This window comes from Limnohabitans sp. MMS-10A-178 (assembly GCF_003063375.1).
In the GTDB taxonomy this organism is placed as follows: Bacteria; Pseudomonadota; Gammaproteobacteria; order Burkholderiales; family Burkholderiaceae_C; genus Limnohabitans_A.
In genome coordinates this window covers 230,164-249,896 of the sequence record NZ_NERY01000001.1, presented here as the reverse complement: position 1 = coordinate 249,896, position 19,733 = coordinate 230,164, and the positions used below count along the sequence as shown (strand labels likewise).

Here is a 19,733-nt window from a genome sequence, read left to right as displayed (position 1 = left end):
ATGAACACTAGCACCTCAAGCAGCCCAACCTTTGATACTTTATCTGCGCCCATGGCCGTCCGCAGAGTTTTGCAACTCCTCGAAAAAATGGAGCATGGCACCCTCACCGTTCAGTTTCCAGACCGCAGCACCAAAGTCTTTGGGAAATCCTCCACGCTGCATGCCGCCATCAGTTTGCAAAACTGGAATGCGTTCACAGCCAGCATGAAGTCTGGCGACATTGGGTTTGCAGAGTCGTACATTGCAGGCGACTGGAGCACGCCTTCTCTGAGTGATTTGCTGCGCGTCATGATTCAAAACAGACGCGTGGTAGACGATTTGATTTTTGGCACCTGGTGGGGTCGCATGGCCTACCGCATCAAGCACTTGCTGAATCGAAATCACAAAGCCAACAGCCGAAAAAACATTCATGCGCATTACGATTTGGGCAATGCTTTTTATGAGCTCTGGTTAGATGGCACCATGAACTACTCTTCGGCTTTGTTTGAAGGCGACTTTGATCAAAGCATGGCCGAAGCGCAGCGCGCCAAAGTACGCCGTGCTTTGCGCATGACCGATGTGGGTGTAGGCTCGCGCGTGTTGGAAATTGGCTGTGGCTGGGGTGCCTTGGCCGAAATGGCCACCTCAGACTTTGGTGCAAGTTTGACAGGCGTGACTTTGTCTACGGAACAATTGGCTTTTGCCAAGGCACGCATGGCCTCGAACGGCAAACTTGAAAAAACAGATTTGCGTTTACAAGATTACCGCGACATTGACGATGGCCCCTACGACGCCGTGTGCTCTATCGAGATGATTGAAGCGGTTGGCAAAGAGTACTGGCCCACGTACTTTCAAACCATTGCCAAAATGCTCAAGACGGGCGGTAAAGCGTGCATCCAAAGCATTGTGATTGACGACGCTCTGTTTGACCGCTATTTGAAGTCGACGGATTTCATTCAGCAGTACATCTTCCCTGGTGGATGCTTGCCAAGCCCCTCCGAATTCAGACGACAAGCACGTTTGGCAGGCCTAGAGGTGATTGATGAGTTGAGCTTTGGCCCCGACTACGCAGAAACTTTAAGGCGTTGGCGGCATGATTTCATGGCGCAAGAGTTGCAAGTTTTAAAGCTGGGTTTTGATGCCAAGTTCTTGCGCTTGTGGGAGTTTTATTTGGCCTATTGTGAAGCCGCCTTCGACGAAGCCAACACCGATGTCGTGCAATTTACCTTGCAAAAAAGGGCCTGATATGTGGTTTCGTTTGCCTTTGCGCAGCTTGTCGAGCATGGTCATTTTGTGGGCCAGTATGTGTGTAGGCCTTTCAGTGCAAGCCTCGTCAGTCGTAATTCCTGGCGCCAAACCTTCAAAGCAACAACGTTTGACCGTTTGGGGTTTTGACGTTTACGACGCGCGCTTGTGGGTTCGCCCTGGCTTTTCAATTCCCAGCTATACAGATCATTCTTTTGGTTTGGAATTGTCCTACTTGAGAAGCTTGGAGGGTGCGGCCATTGCAAAACGCTCCATAGATGAAATGCGCAAAGTTGGCTCATTTTCTCGCGAACAAGAAAGCAACTGGTTGAAAGCCATGCAAGATATTTTTCCCAATGTTCAAAAGGGAGACCGCCTGTTGGGTGTTTATGTCCCCAATGTTGGCGCCGAATTTTTGCTCAATGACAAAGTGCTGGGCCGCATTCAAGATCCGATGTTTGCTCAACTCTTTTTTGGAATTTGGATGCACGAGTCGACCTCTGCGCCGGCTATTCGCCAAGCATGGATGAAGGGTCTATGAGCTCGCAGCCCCAAGCTTCGCATGGCCTGAGCTTTCGTGCTGGTTTGCTAGCGCTGCCATTGGCATTTGTGGCGCTGCCCATGTACGTCAACCTGCCGCATTTTTATGCCACGCAGTTTGCGGTGCCCCTGGCCAGTTTAGGCGCAGTGTTGTTGTTCAGCCGCTTGGCCGATGCCTTGATTGATCCGCTCTTAGGACGCTTCAGCGATGCGCTGTATGCCAAATCTACAGCTCATGTTGTTGGTGTTGCAGTGGCCTATGCCGTCGGCTTGTTTCTGTCCTTCATTGCACTTTTTTTCCCGCCCAGTTTCGATGAACCATTTTCATACGTGATGTGGGTGGCTGTTTGCGTGACGCTGTGTCATCTGACCTTCAGTGGCTTGAGCATCCTCCATCAAGCTTGGGCGTCGCGCTTGGGCGGTGGGGCCAGCCAGCAAAGCCGAGTGCTTGCATGGCGTGAAGGCGCAGGTTTGGTGGGTGTGGTCACGGCCTCTGCGCTCCCGGTCATGGCGGGTTGGTTGCCCACCACGTTTTTTTTGGGCGTCATGCTTTTCTTGGGCCTCTTCTTGTGGTCCTTGGTGGTGAATCAGGCGCGCACCCTTTCGGGCAGCGATGCCAACACCCATCTAAACGGCAGTGCCGACAAAGACAACTACTTGCCACTGCGTCAAATCAGCTTTCGAAAACTTTTGATCGTCTTTTTGCTCAACGGCATCGCCAGCGCTGTGCCTGCAAGTTTGGTGATGTTCTTTGTTGAAGATCAAATCCAAGCTTCCGCAAACATGTCACCCTTGTTCTTGGGGGCGTATTTTTTAGCTGGTACTTTGTCTCTGCCCTTGTGGCTCAAATTTGTGCGCATGTACGGCTTGCCCAAAACGTGGTTATTTGGCATGGCTTTGGCCATTGTGAGCTTTGCGGGTGTTGGCTTTCTTGGCCCCGGCGATGAGATGGCTTTTCTGGCGGTCTGCATTGCCTCTGGCATTGCATTGGGCGCCGATTTGGTGGTGCCCACGGCCCTGCTCAATCGGGTGATTGACACGCTGGGCCATCGTGGCCGAGCCGAAGGCCTTTATTTAGGCTGGTGGAACTTGGCCAGCAAATTGAATTTGGCTTTGGCGGCAGGCATTTGTTTGCCGCTCTTGTCTTACTGGGGCTATACGCCGGGCACGCAAACACCAGAAGGTTTGAGTGCTTTGTCTTTGGCCTATGGCGTGTTGCCGTGTGTCTTGAAACTTTTGGCGCTCGCCACTTTGTATGTTTTTTGGATTCAACAGCCAGCGCTTCAGCCGGCAATTAGGAGAGATTGATGAATCGACGTTTGTGGTTACAAAATTTGACTCAAGGCTTGGCCGCACCATGGGTGGCGCGTGCAGGCACATTGGGTTTGGCAACAGGCAGTGCTTTGGCCTTGTCGGCTTGTGCAGGGCCTCAAATTTCAGACTATGCCGCTGAAACGCCCGTCCTCGATTTGCGCAAGTACTTCACAGGCACCGTGGATGCTTGGGGTATTTTCACAGATCGCAGCGGCCGTGTGGTTAAGCGGTTCACGGTCGTCATCGATTGCCAATGGCAAGGCGATGAAGGCGTGTTGGATGAAGCATTCACCTATTCAGACGGCACGCTGCAGCGCAGAGTTTGGCGCTTGAAGGCTTTGCCCAATGGCCGCTATGAGGGCCGTGCAGACGATGTGGTGGGCATGGCCACAGGCCAAACCAAAGGCAATGCATTCCAATGGCAATACACCTTGGCCTTGCCTGTCGATGGCAAGGTGTGGGAAGTTCAATTTGACGATTGGATGTTTTTGATGAACGACCGTGTCATGTTGAACAAAGCCGTCATGAGCAAGCTGGGCGTGACTTTGGGCGAAGTGACCTTGTCGTTTTCTCGGCGTGAAGCTTCTGTAGGAGCTAAGCCGTGAGTCTTCAAACCGCGAAAATAGAAGTTCCTAAAGCAAGCACGCTCACACCGTCATCCCCTGTCAGGCGGAGATGGGGCGCGCCCTTGAATGCCCCCATCCAAGACTGGCAGGGCCGACGTGTTTGGTTGGTCGGTGCTTCAAGTGGCATTGGTTTGGCGTGTGCCAAAGCTTTGCATGCCGCCGGCGCGCAGGTGATTGTTTCTGCTCGAGATTTGGGCACTTTGTCGGAGTGGGCTGCAACTTGCAAAAGTCAAGGCTTGCCAGTTGAATTGCTCTCCCTGGACGTGACCGATGCTTTGCAAGTTAAATATGTGGCGCGCCAAGTAGCTGCAGGCGGCAAACTCGATTTCTTGTTGTATTGCGCTGGACATTACCGCGCACAACGCGCCACAGACTTCGATTTGACCGACATGCTGCGTCACCAAGACGTCAATTACAACGGCCTGTTGCGTGTGTTGGATGCGGTCTTGCCCATGTTCTTGCAACAAGGCTCTGGCCACATCAGTGTGGTGAGCAGTGTGGCGGGTTGGCGTGGCTTGCCCAACGGCTTGGCCTATGGCCCGACCAAGGCCGCCGTGACGCATGTGGCAGAAACTTTGTACATGGACTTGCAAGACAAGGGCATTGGCGTGAGCGTGGTCAACCCCGGCTTTGTGGCAACGCCCTTGACGGCACAAAACAACTTTCAAATGCCCGCGCTCCTGTCACCCGAGCAAGCCGCGGAGGCCATGTTGGCGGGGTGGTCACAAGGCTTGTTTGACATTCATTTTCCCAAGCGCTTTACAGGATGGTTGAAGTTGATGCGCTTGTTGCCCTATCGCGCCTATTTTGCGTTGGTGCGTCGTTTCACCGGACTTTGAGCATGAGCCACCGCCAGAGATTTAGCGACATTGCGCAATTTTTTGAAACATTGCAACCGCAGAGCTTGTCGGAGTTTAAAAACTGGTACAGCCCGGATGCTCGTTTCAAAGATCCGTTCAATGCGGTGCAGGGGGTGAAGGCGATTGAGCAAATTTTTCATCACATGTATGAATCGCTTGAGAATCCGCACTTCGTGATCACGGCTCAAGTGGTGGACGGCCACCAAGCCTTTCTCACATGGGAATTTAGGTTTCGATTCAAACGGTTTGACACCGTTACCGAGCAGGTGGTGCTGGGCACATCGCATTTGGTGTTAGACGATCAGATGCTCATCATGCTGCACCGAGATTATTGGGATGCGGCCGAAGAGTTGTATGAAAAGCTGCCTTGGGTGGGCGGCTTGATGCGCTGGCTTAAAAAGCGCGCCAATTCATAGAGATCACTGAGCTCAAAGAACTTAAAGAGTTCATAGCCCTCAGAAAGCCATTTATTTGGGCAAGCTGTCGATGAAGCTTTGACGCTGCATGAGCTTTTCATACAGCTTGTCAAGATTGGGATATGTGCTGCGCCATGGAATGGATGGAAAACGGAAGTCCAAATAGCCCACGGCACAGCCCACAGCGATGTCAGACAAACTCATGGACGCGCCTGAGCAATAAGGCTTGTCTCCCAAGCCATTTGACATGGCTTTGAGCGATTCAGAAATTTTGCCAAGTTGACGATCTATCCAAGCCTGGCTGCGTTGCTCGGGTGTTCGGTGTGCCCAACCAGCTTCTAAACGAGCCAATATGGAGGCGTCTAGCAAACCATCGGCCAACGCCTCCCAAGTTTTCACTTCTGCGCGCTCACGCCCATTGCTTGGAATCAACTTTCCAACTGGAGACAGGGTGTCCAAATATTCCACAATGACGCGGGAGTCAAACACAGCCTCACCGCCCTCCAGTACCAAACAAGGCACTTTGCCCAGTGGGTTGGAGGCGTTGATGGTGGTGTTGGGAGACCACACGTCTTCGGCCACCATTCGGTAGTCCAACTTTTTCTCCGCCATCACGATGCAGACTTTGCGGACATAGGGGCTGGTAGGTGAACCGATCAGTTTCATGGTTTGTAAGTGTCTAAAAGAGTCAAAATGCTTTGTCAGTAGCCTGCATTCTAGAGGAATCCAAACGCTGTTCCCTTGTAAGGCCTAGAACTTACAATGTGGGCATGACTTCTTCTCCCATCTCTGCCCTCTCTCCGTTGGACGGTCGTTACGCCAACAAACTCAACGCTTTGAGACCACTCATGAGTGAGCAAGGCTATATGCACCGCCGAGTCCAAGTGGAGCTGGCTTGGTTCATTGCTTTGTCGGATGCAGGCTTCGAGGAATTCAAACCATTGTCATTGGGCGCAAGGCGTTATCTCACGGGCTTGGCTACTCAGTTTTCGGAGCAAGACGCGTTGGCCATCAAAGACATTGAAAAGGTCACCAACCACGATGTCAAGGCGGTTGAGTATTGGATCAAATCCAAATTCAAAGATCGACCTGAATTAGAGCAGGCCTCGGAGTTTGTGCATTTCGCTTGCACCAGCGAAGACATCAACAACACCAGCCATGCTTTGCAACTCAAAGGGGCAAGGCAGCGAGTGATCTTGCCGGCATTGGATGAAATCATTGACCAGTTGCGAAGCATGGCGCATGCCTACGCAGCGGTGCCCATGCTAAGCCGCACACATGGCCAAACAGCCAGCCCCACCACGGTGGGCAAAGAGTTTGCCAATGTGGTGGTTCGATTGAGCAACACCCGCGAGAAAATTGCGGCGGTGCCTCTCAAAGCCAAAATGAATGGTGCGGTGGGCAATTACAACGCGCACCTCTCGGCTTGGCCAGATTTTGATTGGGAATCGTTTTCTAAAAAAGTGGTGGAAACACCCGAGTCCAATGAGTCGGGCGCCTCTACAGAACACTGGGGCTTGGGCTTGTCCTTTCAGCCCTACAGCATTCAAATTGAGCCACACGACTACATGGCCGAGCTGTTTGATGCCATTGCCCGCACCAACACCATCTTGATTGATTTGTCGCGCGACATTTGGGGCTATGTGAGCTTGGGTTATTTCAAGCAGCGATTAAAAGCAGGCGAAATAGGTTCTTCCACCATGCCCCACAAAGTCAATCCCATTGACTTCGAGAACGCCGAGGGCAACTTGGGTTTGGCCAATGCGGTGCTCAAGCACTTGTCTGAAAAACTGCCCGTCAGCCGTTGGCAACGCGACCTCACAGACTCTACCGTTTTGCGCAACATGGGTGTGGCGCTGGGCTATAGCGCATTGGCCTATTCGTCTCTCATGACGGGTTTGAAAAAGCTAGAGCTCAACGAAGAAGCCATTGTGCAAGATCTAGACGCTTCTTGGGAAGTGTTGGCCGAGCCCATTCAAACTGTCATGCGGCGCTATGGCGTGCAGGGGGCCTACGAAAAATTGAAAGAAGTGACGCGTGGAAAAACCGTCACGGCCGACGCCTTGCATGGCCTCATTCGCGAACTTGATATACCGCAGTCAGAAAAAGATCGACTCTTGGCCATGACGCCTGCTAGCTACATTGGCAAAGCCATTGAGCTGGCCCAACGCGTTTAAACAGGCCTCATCGAGCTCGAAGCCATGGCCCTCAAGTCCACCATCTACAAAGTCAATCTTTCCATCGCCGACATTGACAACAGCTATTACGCAGACCATGCGCTCACGCTGGCCAGGCACCCCAGCGAAACCGACGAGCGCATGATGATTCGTTTGTTGGCACTTGCCCACAACGCCTTTAGGCTTCAGGCCGAGTTGAATGGCGACGGCCAACTGGCTTTTGGTGCCGGCTTGTCTGACCCCGATGATCCCGACTTGTCACTGCGCGACTTCACCGGTCAGACGCGCTTGTGGGTGGAGGTGGGACAACCAGAGGACAAACCCTTGAACAAAGCCTGCCAAAAAGCAGATGCCGTGATGGTTTACTGCTTTAACCACGCCGCTGAAGTTTGGTGGCGCGGCATTGAGAGCAAACTCAGCCGCATGGACAAACTTCAGGTGTGGCGTGTACCCACAGAGGCCAGTCAGGCATTGGCCAAGTTGGCTGAGCGAAGCATGCAATTGCAAGCCACCGTGCAAGAGGGCGCAATCACTTTGAGCAATGCCAAAGACAGTGTGCATCTGGAAGTGATGCGTTGGAAATAAATCGGTTTAAAAAAACTAATTGTTGAAACCCAGCGGAACCTGAGCATCAGCGGCCGCACGCGCCAAGCTGCGATCTTCGGCCGCACGCTCAGCGTATCGATTAAATCGCCATGAGGTGCCATCGACAGTGATGCGCCGCCAAACAGAACGCTTTTCCCCTGGGCTCATTTCAGTCCAAAGCTGAACCTCTTCAAAAGAGCGGCCACAACCTTTGCATGCGGGATCGCCCTGGAAGGTTGAGCAAATGGCAATACAGGGCGTATCGGGTGTGCTGGCGTACCACGCTTGCCATGCCTCGGCAGCCGCCAAAGGCAAGCTAAATTCATCGGCCTCATCTTCTTTGAAGTAAACCATCAACGCATAAACCTCTGCGAGCGCTCTCAATTCGCGAGGCAATGTCACGCCATCCGGCGACGGATTTTTTTCGCGCCAATAGTTGATGGCCGCTTCGATGTCGGTGATGTGGATGCCAGCCATAGGTACTTTGTAGAGGGATCGAGATCATAGCCGTTCATGCAAGTTTTTGCAGGCAACAAAGCATTAGAGCCAACCTAAGATGGGTTTATGAATATTAAATTCTGATTAACCAACCAAGGAAAACATCATGCAAGACTGCAGTATCGAATTCACCCGACAAGTTCAAGGGGGCGGATTTTGGGATTTTTTTACATTTGCTTCAGGCACCTCCAACGGCATCCGAAATGATGGCAATGCATTAGGGGCAGGCTGCGGAACCGTCAAAAGCGATGCGTTTGTGCCAGATATCATGTTTGGCATCGATGTTTCACAAGCCTGTTTTCAGCACGATCAAAGTTACGCAAGCTGTGGCTTTAGCCGCAGCACAGCCGACGCCAACTTAAGCAAGAATATTTTGAACGACTGTGGCACACAAGGGGGCAACACCTTGACATGCCACTTCATTGCGGGTGTCTATGGCGTGAGTGTGAGTTTGTTTGGTGGGCGCGCATTCAAGCAAGCACAAGAGCAAAGCTGTTACTAACTTCTTCGACACAAAAAGAACAGCAAGTGAAGCATTTTCAAGCCAGCTTAAAACCTTTAGGCGCAATGGTGTCGTGGCTTTGCTTGTTGTTTTCTGTTGGGTGCAGCGCAGAATTCTTTGTAGACAAAGGCCATATCGATGTCATCAGGGGTGTTGAATTTGAAATCAAAGCGCCCTATCTCTACGAAAAAAAGGCTTTCAATTTAAGAGCTGAAAACTTAAGTGCATGGCAGCTGCAACAAATTTCCGATGCCATGCCCACGATTGCTGCATTCACAAATTCAGTGCTTGCAAACGACACAAGACCTATTGCGCATGCAAAAAGAGACAGCAAGGTAAGAAGCATTCGGCAGCTTCAACACCTCGATCAAAAAACTTTTCTGGCGGTCAAAACCCTTCAAAATTGGCAAGTCACTGAGGGCCAAATTCAATTCACCACAGACTACTTTTACACGGGCTCCAACGGCCAATTTGTTTACTTCCGAGACAACTACGTGTTTCAAAAACTTCAGCATCAATGGGTTTTTAAACGACACGCCCAACCTCAACCCGAGGGCTTGCTACAGTGTGAAAAACCTCAGCTTGGTTGGCGCCAATGCGCACCCAAAGTTTAAAGTGCCGCCCTGTTTAGCGCACTTGTCTTTCTAAGAGTTGCTCACGCAAAATACCGTGCGCAAAACGCAGTCGCGAATCGACAATCGCTGCCTCAATGTGGTCGCCCATTTGAGGCGGGTTTTTTCTAGAAGCATCCTGCGCAGCCTTGAATCTGTCCACGGCAGCACCAAAATCCATGCGGGCTAACTGCGCCTCCCCTTCCGCCCGCAGTGAGGCCAAATTGCGGCCTTGGGCAGCCAGCGCGCTGGCCAAAATTTGCCAGGCCTGGGCATCTTGCGGTGACTGCAACACCCATGCTTGCAATGCCGAAACGCTCTTGGCCAATAGTTGCGAAGTTTCGATGGACGGCGATGCGGTTTGCAGTCTGGCGCTGGCTTGTGCCACAAAAATCAACTCTGGCCGTTGCCACTGACTTGAGGGCAGCTGGGTGGTGCTACTCAGTGCGCGCAAAGCTCCGCGCATGTCATTTTCTTTGAAGGACATTTCCATTTCCAACAGCTGAACGATGCGCAGTGCCTCGGCATGACCGCCAAGGGCGAGTCGCAAGCGAGGTAGCAATGCGCGAGCAGCAGAGAAATCGCGCAACTGCATCAAAGACAACGCTGCGCCATACAAAATACCGATGCGTTTGTTGAGCGCTTGTGTCTCCATGTTTGTGTCTGTGGCTTCGTTGGCCCAAGCCCTGAGTGCACCAACGCCAGGCTGTGCCAAGACACGTGCCCTGGCCGACATGATAGCCTGCACGATATCTTTGGCTTCATTTGCGGGCCTGGGCGTTTGGAGTTGTTGCCGTGCTTGCATATCGGCGATGCGCTCGCTGCTTAAAGGGTGACTTCGCAGATATGGAAAAGAGCCGCGGTCGTTCAAGCCCGCCGCTTGCTGCAATTTGCCAAACATGGTGACAAAACCTTGCGTATCAAAACCCGCCTCCGACATCACGCCGTAACCAATTCGATCGGCCTCGCGCTCCATGTCTCGAGAAAAATTCAGTTGGGATTGTGCCGCCATGGCTTGTCCGCCCACAATCACGGCTTGAGCACCTTGTGTACTTTTGCTGGCTGCCAACATGCCCAAAATCATGGCGCCAATGAGCAACGGCGACATGCGCGCTTGATCTCCGATCGATCTGGCAATGTGTCTTTGGGTCACATGGCTTAATTCATGCGCCATCACGGAAGCCAATTCGTCTTGCGTATTCACCACACTGATCAGGCCCAAGTGAACACCTAGATAACCGCCTGGCAAGGCAAAGGCATTGATCGAGCGATCGCGGCCAATGAAAATTTTCCAAGCAAAACGCTCTAGCAATTCGGGAGTCATCTCGCCTCGGGCCTGCGCGCCTTTTACCAGGGGTTGCCAAATACTTTGCAAGTACTCGTCTAGGATGGGGTCTTCCAAATAGTCGGGATCCCTGTACAACTCACGCACAATTCGATCGCCCAGTTGCCGTTCTGCGCTCAGGGTAATGTCTGAGCCATCGCCCAAGGCGGGAAGGCTGTTTGCGATGACCGTTTCAGAGCGCTGAGACCACACGGGTGTGATCCACAGTGAAATGGCCAACAAGGCCAGCAGTGGCTTAGATTTTGGAGAGACGCGCTTCAATGTAGGGGTACCGATTTCTAGGGGGCGGCGAAAACCGTATCATGCTCGAACTTCCTTAACCTTTTGTAAATGGTTTTTACCAGTTTTCAAGGCCAATGCCATGTCTGATTCTCTGCCAAACACCTCGTCCCCTTTGACCCATTTTGACGCCCAGGGCCAAGCCCACATGGTGGATGTGGGCGCTAAAGCGTCTACCCACCGTGTGGCAGTGGCTACGGGCCGTATTCAAATGCTGGCAAGTACGCTGGCCTTGATTCAATCGGGTACCGCCAAAAAAGGCGATGTGCTGGGTATTGCACGCATTGCTGGCATTCAGGGTGCAAAGCGAACCTCTGACTTGATCCCTTTGTGCCACCCCCTGGCGCTGACGCGTGTGACCGTTGACTTTGTGGTGTTGCCAGATGGGCAAACGCCAAGTGTGGTCTGCAAGGCAAGCGCAGAAACTGTAGGGCAAACAGGCGTTGAGATGGAAGCCCTAACAGCCGTTCAGGTGGCCCTGCTCACTATTTACGACATGTGCAAAGCGGCCGACCGGGGTATGACAATTACCGATGTGAAGTTGTTAGAGAAGCAAGGCGGGAGGTCGGGGCATTGGGTGGCGGAGAAGTAATCACTGATTTATATTCGAAGTAGAAAGCGCTGAAAATTTAGTTTGCCCCACGCTTGTCCAAATTAGGAACGAAAAATGTACTAACCAAGGACTTTGAAGCCTCGGCCAATCATGCAGTTCATCACTACTTGCTTGCCTCCTTGAGCAGCACTTCCTAGGCCTTCTGCGCCACCCGTGAGAGCACCTGCTTTGGCTCCAAATGCAGCGGTTTCATTCCTGTACCCGCGTCCACCCAAAAGACCACCAACCAACGCCCCTGCTACTGCGCCAGCGACGGCTTGACCAGCTGCATCGCCGGCGCGATTGCGCTGAACTTGTGAAGCTAAAGCTCGACACTCAGTTAGGTTGCTCCAATATTTTTCATCTTGAGGACCATCAATGACTGGCGTGTATTTAGCACCATATCCTGTGCCAACAGCGTTTGGGTTTGAGGCGCAACCTACCAAAGTGAAAGTAATAGCAATAGCAACCGATTTAGTAAGAAGTGACTTAAGGTTCTTCATATTAGTTTAGATGTCGGGACATGTTGTTCGGGCAGATTATCGAGTTTATGAGCCTTTGCAAGTATTGGGCAAGTATTTGTCGTTCAGGGGGGTGCTTGCTGCAGGACCGCAAAGCCAAGTGGCAATGGATTTGCCACCATCGGTGGTTCCGACCAGTGCCGTTGTGCCCGTTTGAGCGGGCGTGAACGACACAGCATTGCTTTTATCGTTGATGTTGCCACGCAATGTGGCGGGGTTGCCCACTACCGTGATGACTCCGTTGGCATCAACGGCCAAACTGGCAACGTATTTGGAGGCTTGAGTGGCACAGGCTGCTGGAAGCATCGTGCTGATGTCGGCCTGTGAGGCGGAGCTAACCAGTTCAGTGACGGCCGTTTTGCAGGGTGTAGCTGCCAACATCATTTCAGACACTTTGGCGCGCACCGCATAGTCTTGGTAGGCAGGCAATGCCAATGACCCCAAGATGCCAATGATGGCAATAACCACCATGAGCTCAATCAGGGTAAAGCCGCGAAAATAGAGAGAGCGTTGGCGTGTCATGATGGTCCTTGGTAAAGGTCAATTTTAAGCCTGATGGTTAAGTTGTAGGCGTGAAAAAGCCGACCACAAGGGGTCGGCTTGGCTACAAACGCTTGCTTGATTTTCAGGCTCGCGCGTCGGTGGGCAGCTCTTTGTCGTGCTTCTTTTGAAAGTATTTGCCAATGACCAAAACAGACAAGGCGCCCAATGTGGCAGCCGTGTAATGCAGCCAAGCATTCTCCGATGAGAACTCACGCAGGGCCACATCGCTGGCAATGGTTTCGCCGCCTACCCAGCCAATCAAACAAGCACCAAAGGTAACGATGATGGGAAAGCGCGACATGAGTTTGATCATGATGGCACTGCCAAAAATCACCATGGGGATGCTGATGGCCAAGCCCAAAATAAGGAGGGTCATGTTGCCCTTGGCTGCGGCAGCCACAGCAATCACATTGTCTAAGCTCATGACTATGTCGGCCACGAGGATGGTGCGAATGGCCATGAACAAGCTCGCTTTTTCAATCCCGCCTTCACCTTCGTCGCCATCTTCACTCAGCAATTGAGCGCCGATGTACAACAGCAAGATACCGCCAATGATTTGTAAAAAAGACAACTCAAGGAGCGCAGCAGCAACCACCGTGAGTGCAATACGCAGTACAACAGCAGCGCCGGAGCCAAACATGATGGCTTGTCGTTGTTGATGTTCGGGCAGTGATCTTGCCGCCAAGGCAATGACCACGGCGTTGTCGCCCGATAAGATGATATTGATCCAGACGATCTTCATCAAGCCGATCCAGAAGTCGGCGTTTTGTAACATTTCCATGTCAGTCCCTTTGCATTTTTAGTAGGAATAAGAAAAGGCCCCTGAGGGCCAATTCTTTTGTCGGGACTTGAATTTTAACGGCCCGTCTAGGCCGTGGGATGCCTAAAACTGCTTACGGCAATTACAGCATGGCCTTTAGCAAACGGCCCATTTCGGAAGGGTTGCGGGTAATTTTGAAACCGCATTCTTCCATGATGGCCAATTTGGCATCGGCTGTGTCGGCGCCGCCAGAAATCAAGGCGCCGGCGTGGCCCATGCGCTTGCCTGCTGGTGCAGTCACACCCGCAATAAAGCCCACGATTGGCTTCTTCATGTTGTCTTTGCACCAGCGCGCGGCTTCTGCTTCATCGGGACCGCCAATTTCACCGATCATGATCACGGCATCGGTGTCTGGGTCTTCGTTGAAAGCGCGCATTACGTCGATGTGCTTCAAGCCGTTGATTGGGTCGCCACCAATACCGACCGCAGAAGATTGGCCCAGACCGATTTCGGTGAGTTGCGCCACAGCTTCATAAGTCAAGGTACCAGAACGAGACACCACGCCAATGCGGCCTTTGCGGTGAATGTGGCCGGGCATGATGCCGATCTTGATTTCGTCAGGGGTAATCAAACCTGGGCAGTTGGGGCCCAGCAGCAAAGTTCTCTTACCGCCAGCCGCTTCTTTGGCGCGCATGCGATTGCGAACTTCGAGCATGTCACGAACAGGAATGCCTTCGGTAATGCAGATGGCCAAGTCGAGGTCGGCTTCAACGGCTTCCCAGATGGCTGCAGCGGCGCCTGCTGGGGGCACGTAAATCACAGAAACTGTAGCGCCTGTGTCGGAAGCCGCTTCTTTAACGGACGCGTAAATTGGGATGTTGAAGATGGACTCGCCCGCTTTTTTGGGGTTCACACCTGCAACGAAACAGTTTTTACCGTTGGCGTACTCTTGGCATTTTTCAGTGTGGAACTGACCGGTCTTGCCGGTAATACCTTGGGTAATGACTTTGGTGTCTTTGTTGATAAAGATAGACATGTAATTAACCTTTCACCGCTTTAACGGCAGCTTGTGCTGCTTCTGCCATGGTGTCCACTGAAATGATGGGCAAACCGCTTTCTTGGAGCATCTTCTTGCCCAAGTCTTCGTTGGTGCCCTTCATGCGAACGACCAAAGGCACGTTCAAGTTGGTGGCCTTGCAAGCGGTGATTACGCCGGTTGCAATGGTGTCGCACTTCATGATGCCGCCGAAGATGTTGACCAAAATGGCTTTCACTTTGGGGTTCTTCAACATGATCTTGAAAGCTTCTGTAACTTTCTCGGGGGTGGCGCCGCCGCCCACGTCCAAGAAGTTGGCTGGCTCTGCGCCAAACAACTTGATGGTGTCCATGGTGGCCATGGCCAAGCCCGCACCGTTGACCAAGCAACCAATGTTGCCGTCCAAGCTGATGTAGGCCAAGTCGAATTTAGAAGCTTCGATTTCTGCAGGATCTTCTTCGTCCAAATCGCGGTAAGCCACGATTTCGGGGTGACGGAACAAAGCGTTGGAATCGAAGTTGAACTTGGCGTCCAAAGCGCGAATGCCGCCGTTGCCTTCCAAGATCAAAGGATTGATCTCAACCAAAGACGCGTCGGTTTCCATGTAGCACTTGTAAACCTTTTGCAGCACGTCAGCGGCTTGGGCGGTAGAGCCAGCTGGCACGCCAATGGCGTCAGACAGCATCTTGGCTTGTGCATCGGTCAGGCCCAAAGCAGGGTCAACGATTTCGGTGATGATTTTCTCGGGTGTGTCGTGTGCCACACCTTCAATGTCCATGCCGCCTTCGCTTGACACAATCATGGCCACGCGTTGTGAAGCACGGTCTGTGACTGCGGAGATGTAATATTCTTTTTTGATGTCGGCGCCGTCTTCAATTAGCAGGCGACGAACTTTTTGACCTTCGGGGCCCGTTTGGTGTGTGACCAACTGCATGCCCAGAATTTCACCGGCAAGCTTTTTCACTTCGTCGATAGAGCGAGCCAGCTTCACGCCGCCGCCTTTGCCGCGGCCGCCCGCGTGAATTTGTGCTTTGACAACCCACACTGGGCCGCCCAATTTTTGAGCGGCTTCCACCGCTTCTTGCACTGTAAAGGCCGGAATGCCGCGGGGCACTGGCACACCAAATTGACGCAAGATTTCCTTGCCTTGGTACTCGTGGATCTTCATGAGGTTTCTCTCGAGGGTGGTTATTCTCACCAGCCAGTCAGGGTGATTTGCCCTAAGCAAGCACTGGACACTTCAGCCGGCGACTGTATCATGTTGCAACGCACCAATCTTGAGCCGGGTCACTTACATTGTCATGACGCGGCGAAATTTTTTCTTGGGAGAGCCCTGAATGGCCAAAAAAATATTCATTGACGGCGAAGCTGGCACCACCGGGCTCTTGATCCGTGAGCGCTTGCTGGCCATGCCCGAAGTGGAATTGGTGAGCATTGCCCCAGAAAAACGCAAGGACCCTGAGGCCAAACGCGAGTTAATGGCCCAAGTTGATTTGGTCATTTTGTGCCTGCACGATGACGCCGCCAAAGAGTCGGTGGCCATGATTGACGCCTTGCCTGGCCATAAACCGCGCATCATCGACGCCTCCACGGCCCACCGCGTGAACGATCAATGGGTCTTTGGTTTTCCCGAAATGCGTGCGGGGCAACGCGTGGCGGTGGTCAACGCACAACGTGTCAGCAATCCGGGCTGCTATGCCTCCGGCGCCATCGCGATCTTGGCGCCTTTGGTCAGTGCGGGCATCTTGCCCTCTGATTTTCCGTCAGTTTTACCATCAGTGAGTGGTTACTCCGGTGGCGGGCGGACCATGATTGAAGACTATGAAGCGGGCCGTGCACCCTTGCATGAAGCCTATGCCTTGGGCCTTCAGCACAAGCACGTACCCGAGATCATGAAGTACGCTGGGCTCACGCGCCGTCCCATTTTCTTGCCAGCTGTTGGCAATTTCCGACAAGGCATGTTGGTGGAGTTGCCCTTGTTTTTAGACGACATGCCCAGCAAGCCCAAAGTGTCGGAAGTGCACGAAGCCTTGCGCGCGCATTACGCCAGCAGCCAAAACGAAGGTGGTTGGGTGAGTGTGCTGCCTGCTGAAGAAAGCGGTAAGTTGGGTGCCACGGGCAACAACGATTCCAACAAATTGGAAATTCGGGTGTTTGGCAATGAAGCGCATCGTCAAGCGGTGGTGGTAGCCCGCTTGGACAATTTGGGTAAGGGTGCCAGCGGCGCGGCGGTGCAAAACCTGAAGCTCATGCTGGGGCTCTAAGTTTCTCCTGCCCAAATTGAATGAGGGCTAGTGTTCGAAGTCTTCGTCGGGAGCACCCGATTGTGTGACCACCTTGCGAACCACTTCAGCCGAAAAACCGCGGGTGAGTAAAAAACGGTAATGCTTGGCGCGTTCGTTGGCATCGGCTGCTGGCGCGCCAAACTTTTTTTGCCATACCCCTTTTGCGCGTTCTAGTTCGGAGTCTTTTAAGTCGAGCATGGCTTGGGCGACTGCGGCGGGCGCCAAGCCCTTGGCCATTAGCTCTTGCTTGATTCGGCCATTGCCCAGTTTGGGTGTGCGGTGATTGAGAACCGACTCCAAGACGCGGGTTTCGTCGATGAAACCTTTGGCTTGAAGGTCGTCCAATGCCTGTGCCAGCTCGCCAGGCACTTCCTCGTGAGGGGAAAGTTTGCGAACCAGCTCAGCCCGAGAGTGTTCGCGCTGCGACAAAAGCCGCAGCGCACGTCCTTTGAGGGACAACTTAAACCCAGGCTGAGCCATTGATCAAGGAACGCAACTGGAGAAATCAGAAGGCTTAAGCTGCCGTGACAGCTTCGGCCAACAATGGGATGCCCAAGGATTCGCGCACTTTGTTTTCAATTTCGGCTGCCAACTCGGCGTTCTCGCGCAAAAACTCGCGAGCGTTGTCACGGCCTTGGCCGATTTTCTCGCCGTTGTAGGCGTACCAGGCGCCAGACTTGTCGATGATTTTGGCTTCAACGCCCATGTCGATGATTTCGCCCTGGCGGCTGATGCCTTCGCCAAACAGAATGTCGAACTCAGCGGTTTTGAACGGCGGGGCCACTTTGTTTTTGACCACCTTGACTTTGGTTTCGTTGCCGATGGCATCGTCGCCGCGCTTGATGGTGCCGGTGCGGCGGATGTCTAGGCGCACAGAAGCGTAGAACTTGAGCGCATTGCCGCCGGTGGTGGTTTCGGGGGAGCCGAACATGACGCCAATCTTCATGCGAATTTGGTTGATGAAGATGACCATGCAATTGGTTTTCTTGATGGTGGCGGTGAGCTTGCGCAGGGCTTGGCTCATGAGACGGGCTTGCAGGCCGGGCAGAGAGTCGCCCATGTCGCCTTCGAGTTCGGCTTTGGGGGTGAGCGCGGCCACGGAGTCGATGACGACCAGGTCGACGGCGCCAGAGCGAACCAGGCTGTCGACAATTTCAAGGGCTTGTTCGCCGGTGTCGGGTTGGCTGATGAGCAGGTCTTGCAGGTTGACGCCGAGCTTTTGGGCGTACTGAATGTCCAAGGCATGTTCGGCATCGACGAAAGCGCACTGGCCGCCGATTTTTTGCATTTCTGCAATCACTTGCAAGGTGAGCGTGGTCTTTCCTGATGACTCTGGGCCGTATATTTCAACAACGCGGCCGCGGGGCAAGCCGCCCACGCCCAAGGCGATGTCGAGGCCCAAAGAACCGGTGGATACCACCTGGATGTCTTCGATGACTTCGCCTTCGCCCAAGCGCATGATGGTGCCTTTGCCAAATTGTTTTTCAATTTGGGCCAGGGCTGCTTGCAGGGCTTTGGTTTTGTCGCTGTTTTGGTCGCTCATGAAAATCTCCTTGAGAATCAACGGGTTAAAAATGGTGCATTCAGAAAGTTGATCAAAGACTGGATGCTTGAACAGTACTTTAACGGCATAGTCTTATCAAGTAAATAGATTTTTTAGTCAGTTTGCTTTACTATTTGCAAATGCCAGTCAATGACAGTTTTCAGCCAAACTCAGAGCCCCAAACAGCAATGGCGCTTGCCATGGATGACCGCTGGCGCGAGACACATTTGGGTCGGCTTTTAGGTCATGCCATGCGCCGCTTTGATGCCCGCGTGTTGACGCTCATGGCGCACAACGACCAAGTGCCTTTGGCGCTTTCTAATTTGGCGGCCAGAGACCAAATCAGCGCAGCGCACATTCACATCACGCGGCATTTGTCGCTTCAAGGTTCAAGGCTCACAGACTTGGCACAAGCGGCAGGCATGAGCAAGCAAGCCATGGGCAATTTGGTCGATCAATGCGAGGCTTGGGGACTGGTCAAAAGAGAGCGTGATGGCCGTGATGCCAGAGCCCGGCAAGTTGTTTTCACGGAGGCTGGCTTGGCTTGGTTGGCTGCATTTCAAACGGCGGTTGCACAAGCCGAAAGTGAATTCAAAGCTTCCGTCGGCAAGGAAATTGCCACGGTGGTTGCCTTGGGGTTGGAAGCGTACTGCATGTAACGGACAAACAAAGTTTCGACATAGAGACGACAGAGTCGCCTAAAATTGACCGTACACCCGAAAAGGGTTTCACAAAGCCGTTGCACGGCAAACAGCAGGAGACGACGATGCGCATTTTGATAGCAGAAGACGATCAGGTCTTAGCCGATGGCTTGTTGCGTACTTTGCGAAGCAGCGGGGCTGCAGTTGACCATGTGGCCAGTGGCACAGAGGCCGACGCAGCACTGATGACGAACAATGAATTTGACTTGCTCATTTTGGATTTGGGTTTGCCCAAAATGCATGGTCTTGAGGTGCTGAAAAAGCTGCGCTCGCGCGGCTCTACATTGCCCGTTCTTATTCTCACGGCGGCCGACAGCGTAGAAGAGCGCGTCAAAGGCTTGGACTACGGTGCAGACGATTACATGGCCAAGCCGTTTAGCCTGCAAGAACTTGAAGCGCGGGTGCGTGCACTGACCCGTCGTGGCATGGGCGGTGCAACGTCGCAAATCAAGCACGGCCCCTTGATTTATGACCAATCTGGTCGTGTGGCCACCATCGACGGCAAGATGGTGGAGTTGTCTGCGCGAGAACTGGGATTGCTCGAAGTCCTGCTGCAACGCGCAGGCCGTTTGGTGAGCAAAGACCAACTGGTAGAGCGTCTGTGCGAGTGGGGCGAAGAGGTGAGCAACAACGCCATTGAGGTTTATATTCATCGCTTGCGCAAGAAAATTGAGAAGGGCCCCATTCGCATTGCGACAGTGCGCGGCTTGGGTTATTGCCTTGAAAAAATTCCAGGTTAATGGTGCCGTTAACACCGTTGGTGAATGAACCGTAA

At 52.9% G+C, this 19,733-nt stretch carries 24 protein-coding genes; 14 read left to right on the top strand and 10 right to left on the bottom strand.

Going from position 1 to position 19,733, the window contains the following annotated elements:
• The 6 genes from B9Z32_RS01155 (at position 1) to B9Z32_RS01130 (ending at position 4,980) form a co-directional block, all read left to right on the top strand.
• The gene (locus B9Z32_RS01155) at positions 1-1,224 is read left to right on the top strand and encodes a cyclopropane-fatty-acyl-phospholipid synthase family protein (RefSeq protein ID WP_108419576.1); all 1,224 of its coding nucleotides are present in this window, start codon (positions 1-3) and stop codon (positions 1,222-1,224) included.
• A gap of 1 nt (position 1,225) precedes the next feature.
• On the top strand, positions 1,226-1,765 hold the full coding sequence (locus tag B9Z32_RS01150) for a chalcone isomerase family protein (RefSeq protein ID WP_158268158.1): 540 nt from the start codon (positions 1,226-1,228) through the stop codon (positions 1,763-1,765).
• The gene (locus B9Z32_RS01145; protein WP_233248015.1) at positions 1,762-3,072 is read left to right on the top strand and encodes an MFS transporter; all 1,311 of its coding nucleotides are present in this window, start codon (positions 1,762-1,764) and stop codon (positions 3,070-3,072) included. Before B9Z32_RS01150 ends, B9Z32_RS01145 begins: the two co-directional genes overlap by 4 nt.
• Positions 3,072-3,683 (top strand): DUF3833 domain-containing protein, encoded by a 612-nt coding sequence (locus B9Z32_RS01140; protein ID WP_108419573.1) that lies wholly within the window; start codon positions 3,072-3,074, stop codon positions 3,681-3,683. The genes B9Z32_RS01145 and B9Z32_RS01140 overlap by 1 nt, the downstream gene beginning before the upstream one ends.
• Positions 3,684-3,766: 83 nt before the next feature.
• Positions 3,767-4,543: an SDR family oxidoreductase gene (locus B9Z32_RS01135; protein ID WP_108419572.1), complete on the top strand. Its 777-nt coding sequence runs from the start codon at positions 3,767-3,769 to the stop codon at positions 4,541-4,543.
• A gap of 2 nt (positions 4,544-4,545) precedes the next feature.
• Positions 4,546-4,980: a nuclear transport factor 2 family protein gene (locus B9Z32_RS01130; protein ID WP_108419571.1), complete on the top strand. Its 435-nt coding sequence runs from the start codon at positions 4,546-4,548 to the stop codon at positions 4,978-4,980.
• 51 nt (positions 4,981-5,031) lie between these two features.
• Here B9Z32_RS01130 and B9Z32_RS01125 read toward each other — a convergent pair whose 3' ends face one another.
• Complete coding sequence (locus B9Z32_RS01125) at positions 5,032-5,646, bottom strand: glutathione S-transferase N-terminal domain-containing protein (protein ID WP_108419570.1); 615 nt, start codon at positions 5,644-5,646, stop codon at positions 5,032-5,034.
• Positions 5,647-5,750: 104 nt separating this feature from the next.
• Here B9Z32_RS01125 and purB point away from each other — a divergent pair, with 104 nt between their 5' ends.
• Both purB and B9Z32_RS01115 read left to right on the top strand, forming a co-directional pair.
• Positions 5,751-7,157, top strand: coding sequence for an adenylosuccinate lyase (gene purB / locus B9Z32_RS01120; RefSeq protein ID WP_108419569.1), 1,407 nt, complete (start codon positions 5,751-5,753; stop codon positions 7,155-7,157).
• 24 nt (positions 7,158-7,181) lie between these two features.
• Positions 7,182-7,742 carry a YaeQ family protein gene (locus B9Z32_RS01115; protein WP_108419568.1) on the top strand — a complete coding sequence of 187 codons (561 nt, stop codon included), beginning with the start codon at positions 7,182-7,184 and terminating at the stop codon, positions 7,740-7,742.
• Between the two features lie 15 nt (positions 7,743-7,757).
• On the opposite strand, the gene B9Z32_RS01110 is transcribed toward B9Z32_RS01115, so the two are convergent.
• Positions 7,758-8,219, bottom strand: coding sequence for a DUF3717 domain-containing protein (locus B9Z32_RS01110; protein ID WP_108419567.1), 462 nt, complete (start codon positions 8,217-8,219; stop codon positions 7,758-7,760).
• Between the two features lie 127 nt (positions 8,220-8,346).
• On the opposite strand from B9Z32_RS01110, the gene B9Z32_RS01105 reads away from it, so the two are divergent.
• Together B9Z32_RS01105 and B9Z32_RS01100 are read left to right on the top strand one after the other, a co-directional pair.
• Positions 8,347-8,742, top strand: coding sequence for a hypothetical protein (locus B9Z32_RS01105; protein ID WP_108419566.1), 396 nt, complete (start codon positions 8,347-8,349; stop codon positions 8,740-8,742).
• Between the two features lie 26 nt (positions 8,743-8,768).
• A complete protein-coding gene (locus tag B9Z32_RS01100) occupies positions 8,769-9,356 on the top strand; it encodes a hypothetical protein (RefSeq protein WP_146179438.1) in 588 nt (195 codons plus the stop codon).
• Between the two features lie 13 nt (positions 9,357-9,369).
• Here the strand turns inward: B9Z32_RS01100 and B9Z32_RS01095 are convergent, their stop codons facing one another.
• Entirely contained in the window at positions 9,370-10,959 is a 1,590-nt protein-coding gene (locus B9Z32_RS01095) for a M48 family metalloprotease (protein ID WP_233248014.1), read from the bottom strand.
• Positions 10,960-11,059: 100 nt separating this feature from the next.
• On the opposite strand from B9Z32_RS01095, the gene moaC reads away from it, so the two are divergent.
• Positions 11,060-11,569 (top strand): cyclic pyranopterin monophosphate synthase MoaC, encoded by a 510-nt coding sequence (gene moaC, locus B9Z32_RS01090; protein ID WP_108419564.1) that lies wholly within the window; start codon positions 11,060-11,062, stop codon positions 11,567-11,569.
• A gap of 80 nt (positions 11,570-11,649) precedes the next feature.
• Here moaC and B9Z32_RS01085 read toward each other — a convergent pair whose 3' ends face one another.
• From B9Z32_RS01085 to sucC, 5 genes are all read right to left on the bottom strand, one after another.
• Positions 11,650-12,072, bottom strand: coding sequence for a glycine zipper family protein (locus B9Z32_RS01085; protein ID WP_146179437.1), 423 nt, complete (start codon positions 12,070-12,072; stop codon positions 11,650-11,652).
• A gap of 45 nt (positions 12,073-12,117) precedes the next feature.
• Positions 12,118-12,612, bottom strand: a complete 495-nt coding sequence (locus B9Z32_RS01080) for a pilin (protein WP_108419562.1) — start codon at positions 12,610-12,612, stop codon at positions 12,118-12,120.
• A gap of 103 nt (positions 12,613-12,715) precedes the next feature.
• The gene (locus tag B9Z32_RS01075) at positions 12,716-13,414 is read right to left on the bottom strand and encodes a TerC family protein (RefSeq protein ID WP_108419561.1); all 699 of its coding nucleotides are present in this window, start codon (positions 13,412-13,414) and stop codon (positions 12,716-12,718) included.
• A 121-nt stretch (positions 13,415-13,535) separates the two neighbouring features.
• Positions 13,536-14,429 (bottom strand): succinate--CoA ligase subunit alpha, encoded by an 894-nt coding sequence (gene sucD / locus B9Z32_RS01070; protein WP_108419560.1) that lies wholly within the window; start codon positions 14,427-14,429, stop codon positions 13,536-13,538.
• Between the two features lie 4 nt (positions 14,430-14,433).
• Entirely contained in the window at positions 14,434-15,597 is a 1,164-nt protein-coding gene (gene sucC / locus B9Z32_RS01065) for an ADP-forming succinate--CoA ligase subunit beta (protein WP_108419559.1), read from the bottom strand.
• A gap of 169 nt (positions 15,598-15,766) precedes the next feature.
• Here sucC and argC point away from each other — a divergent pair, with 169 nt between their 5' ends.
• Positions 15,767-16,693, top strand: coding sequence for an N-acetyl-gamma-glutamyl-phosphate reductase (argC, locus tag B9Z32_RS01060; protein WP_108419558.1), 927 nt, complete (start codon positions 15,767-15,769; stop codon positions 16,691-16,693).
• A gap of 27 nt (positions 16,694-16,720) precedes the next feature.
• On the opposite strand, the gene recX is transcribed toward argC, so the two are convergent.
• Complete coding sequence (gene recX / locus B9Z32_RS01055) at positions 16,721-17,194, bottom strand: recombination regulator RecX (protein ID WP_108419557.1); 474 nt, start codon at positions 17,192-17,194, stop codon at positions 16,721-16,723.
• A gap of 34 nt (positions 17,195-17,228) precedes the next feature.
• On the bottom strand, positions 17,229-18,257 hold the full coding sequence (gene recA, locus B9Z32_RS01050) for a recombinase RecA (RefSeq protein ID WP_108420908.1): 1,029 nt from the start codon (positions 18,255-18,257) through the stop codon (positions 17,229-17,231).
• A 200-nt stretch (positions 18,258-18,457) separates the two neighbouring features.
• Here recA and B9Z32_RS01045 point away from each other — a divergent pair, with 200 nt between their 5' ends.
• Together B9Z32_RS01045 and B9Z32_RS01040 are read left to right on the top strand one after the other, a co-directional pair.
• Complete coding sequence (locus B9Z32_RS01045; RefSeq protein ID WP_369909242.1) at positions 18,458-18,916, top strand: MarR family winged helix-turn-helix transcriptional regulator; 459 nt, start codon at positions 18,458-18,460, stop codon at positions 18,914-18,916.
• Between the two features lie 107 nt (positions 18,917-19,023).
• On the top strand, positions 19,024-19,698 hold the full coding sequence (locus B9Z32_RS01040; RefSeq protein ID WP_108419556.1) for a response regulator transcription factor: 675 nt from the start codon (positions 19,024-19,026) through the stop codon (positions 19,696-19,698).
• Positions 19,699-19,733 lie beyond the last annotated feature (35 nt).

What these genes read in the sequence shown, in the direction of transcription:
- B9Z32_RS01110 (WP_108419567.1), bottom strand. Translation starts at nt 8,219, where the DNA reads ATGGCTGGCATCCACATCACCGACATCGAAGCGGCCATCAACTATTGG.
- sucC (WP_108419559.1), bottom strand. Translation starts at nt 15,597, where the DNA reads ATGAAGATCCACGAGTACCAAGGCAAGGAAATCTTGCGTCAATTTGGT.
- B9Z32_RS01080 (WP_108419562.1), bottom strand. Translation starts at nt 12,612, where the DNA reads ATGACACGCCAACGCTCTCTCTATTTTCGCGGCTTTACCCTGATTGAG.
- purB (WP_108419569.1), top strand. Translation starts at nt 5,751, where the DNA reads ATGACTTCTTCTCCCATCTCTGCCCTCTCTCCGTTGGACGGTCGTTAC.
- B9Z32_RS01125 (WP_108419570.1), bottom strand. Translation starts at nt 5,646, where the DNA reads ATGAAACTGATCGGTTCACCTACCAGCCCCTATGTCCGCAAAGTCTGC.
- recX (WP_108419557.1), bottom strand. Translation starts at nt 17,194, where the DNA reads ATGGCTCAGCCTGGGTTTAAGTTGTCCCTCAAAGGACGTGCGCTGCGG.
- moaC (WP_108419564.1), top strand. Translation starts at nt 11,060, where the DNA reads ATGTCTGATTCTCTGCCAAACACCTCGTCCCCTTTGACCCATTTTGAC.
- recA (WP_108420908.1), bottom strand. Translation starts at nt 18,257, where the DNA reads ATGAGCGACCAAAACAGCGACAAAACCAAAGCCCTGCAAGCAGCCCTG.
- B9Z32_RS01130 (WP_108419571.1), top strand. Translation starts at nt 4,546, where the DNA reads ATGAGCCACCGCCAGAGATTTAGCGACATTGCGCAATTTTTTGAAACA.
- B9Z32_RS01115 (WP_108419568.1), top strand. Translation starts at nt 7,182, where the DNA reads ATGGCCCTCAAGTCCACCATCTACAAAGTCAATCTTTCCATCGCCGAC.
- B9Z32_RS01140 (WP_108419573.1), top strand. Translation starts at nt 3,072, where the DNA reads ATGAATCGACGTTTGTGGTTACAAAATTTGACTCAAGGCTTGGCCGCA.
- B9Z32_RS01085 (WP_146179437.1), bottom strand. Translation starts at nt 12,072, where the DNA reads ATGAAGAACCTTAAGTCACTTCTTACTAAATCGGTTGCTATTGCTATT.
- argC (WP_108419558.1), top strand. Translation starts at nt 15,767, where the DNA reads ATGGCCAAAAAAATATTCATTGACGGCGAAGCTGGCACCACCGGGCTC.
- B9Z32_RS01040 (WP_108419556.1), top strand. Translation starts at nt 19,024, where the DNA reads ATGCGCATTTTGATAGCAGAAGACGATCAGGTCTTAGCCGATGGCTTG.
- B9Z32_RS01155 (WP_108419576.1), top strand. Translation starts at nt 1, where the DNA reads ATGAACACTAGCACCTCAAGCAGCCCAACCTTTGATACTTTATCTGCG.
- B9Z32_RS01075 (WP_108419561.1), bottom strand. Translation starts at nt 13,414, where the DNA reads ATGGAAATGTTACAAAACGCCGACTTCTGGATCGGCTTGATGAAGATC.
- B9Z32_RS01105 (WP_108419566.1), top strand. Translation starts at nt 8,347, where the DNA reads ATGCAAGACTGCAGTATCGAATTCACCCGACAAGTTCAAGGGGGCGGA.
- B9Z32_RS01145 (WP_233248015.1), top strand. Translation starts at nt 1,762, where the DNA reads ATGAGCTCGCAGCCCCAAGCTTCGCATGGCCTGAGCTTTCGTGCTGGT.
- B9Z32_RS01045 (WP_369909242.1), top strand. Translation starts at nt 18,458, where the DNA reads ATGGATGACCGCTGGCGCGAGACACATTTGGGTCGGCTTTTAGGTCAT.
- B9Z32_RS01150 (WP_158268158.1), top strand. Translation starts at nt 1,226, where the DNA reads ATGTGGTTTCGTTTGCCTTTGCGCAGCTTGTCGAGCATGGTCATTTTG.
- sucD (WP_108419560.1), bottom strand. Translation starts at nt 14,429, where the DNA reads ATGTCTATCTTTATCAACAAAGACACCAAAGTCATTACCCAAGGTATT.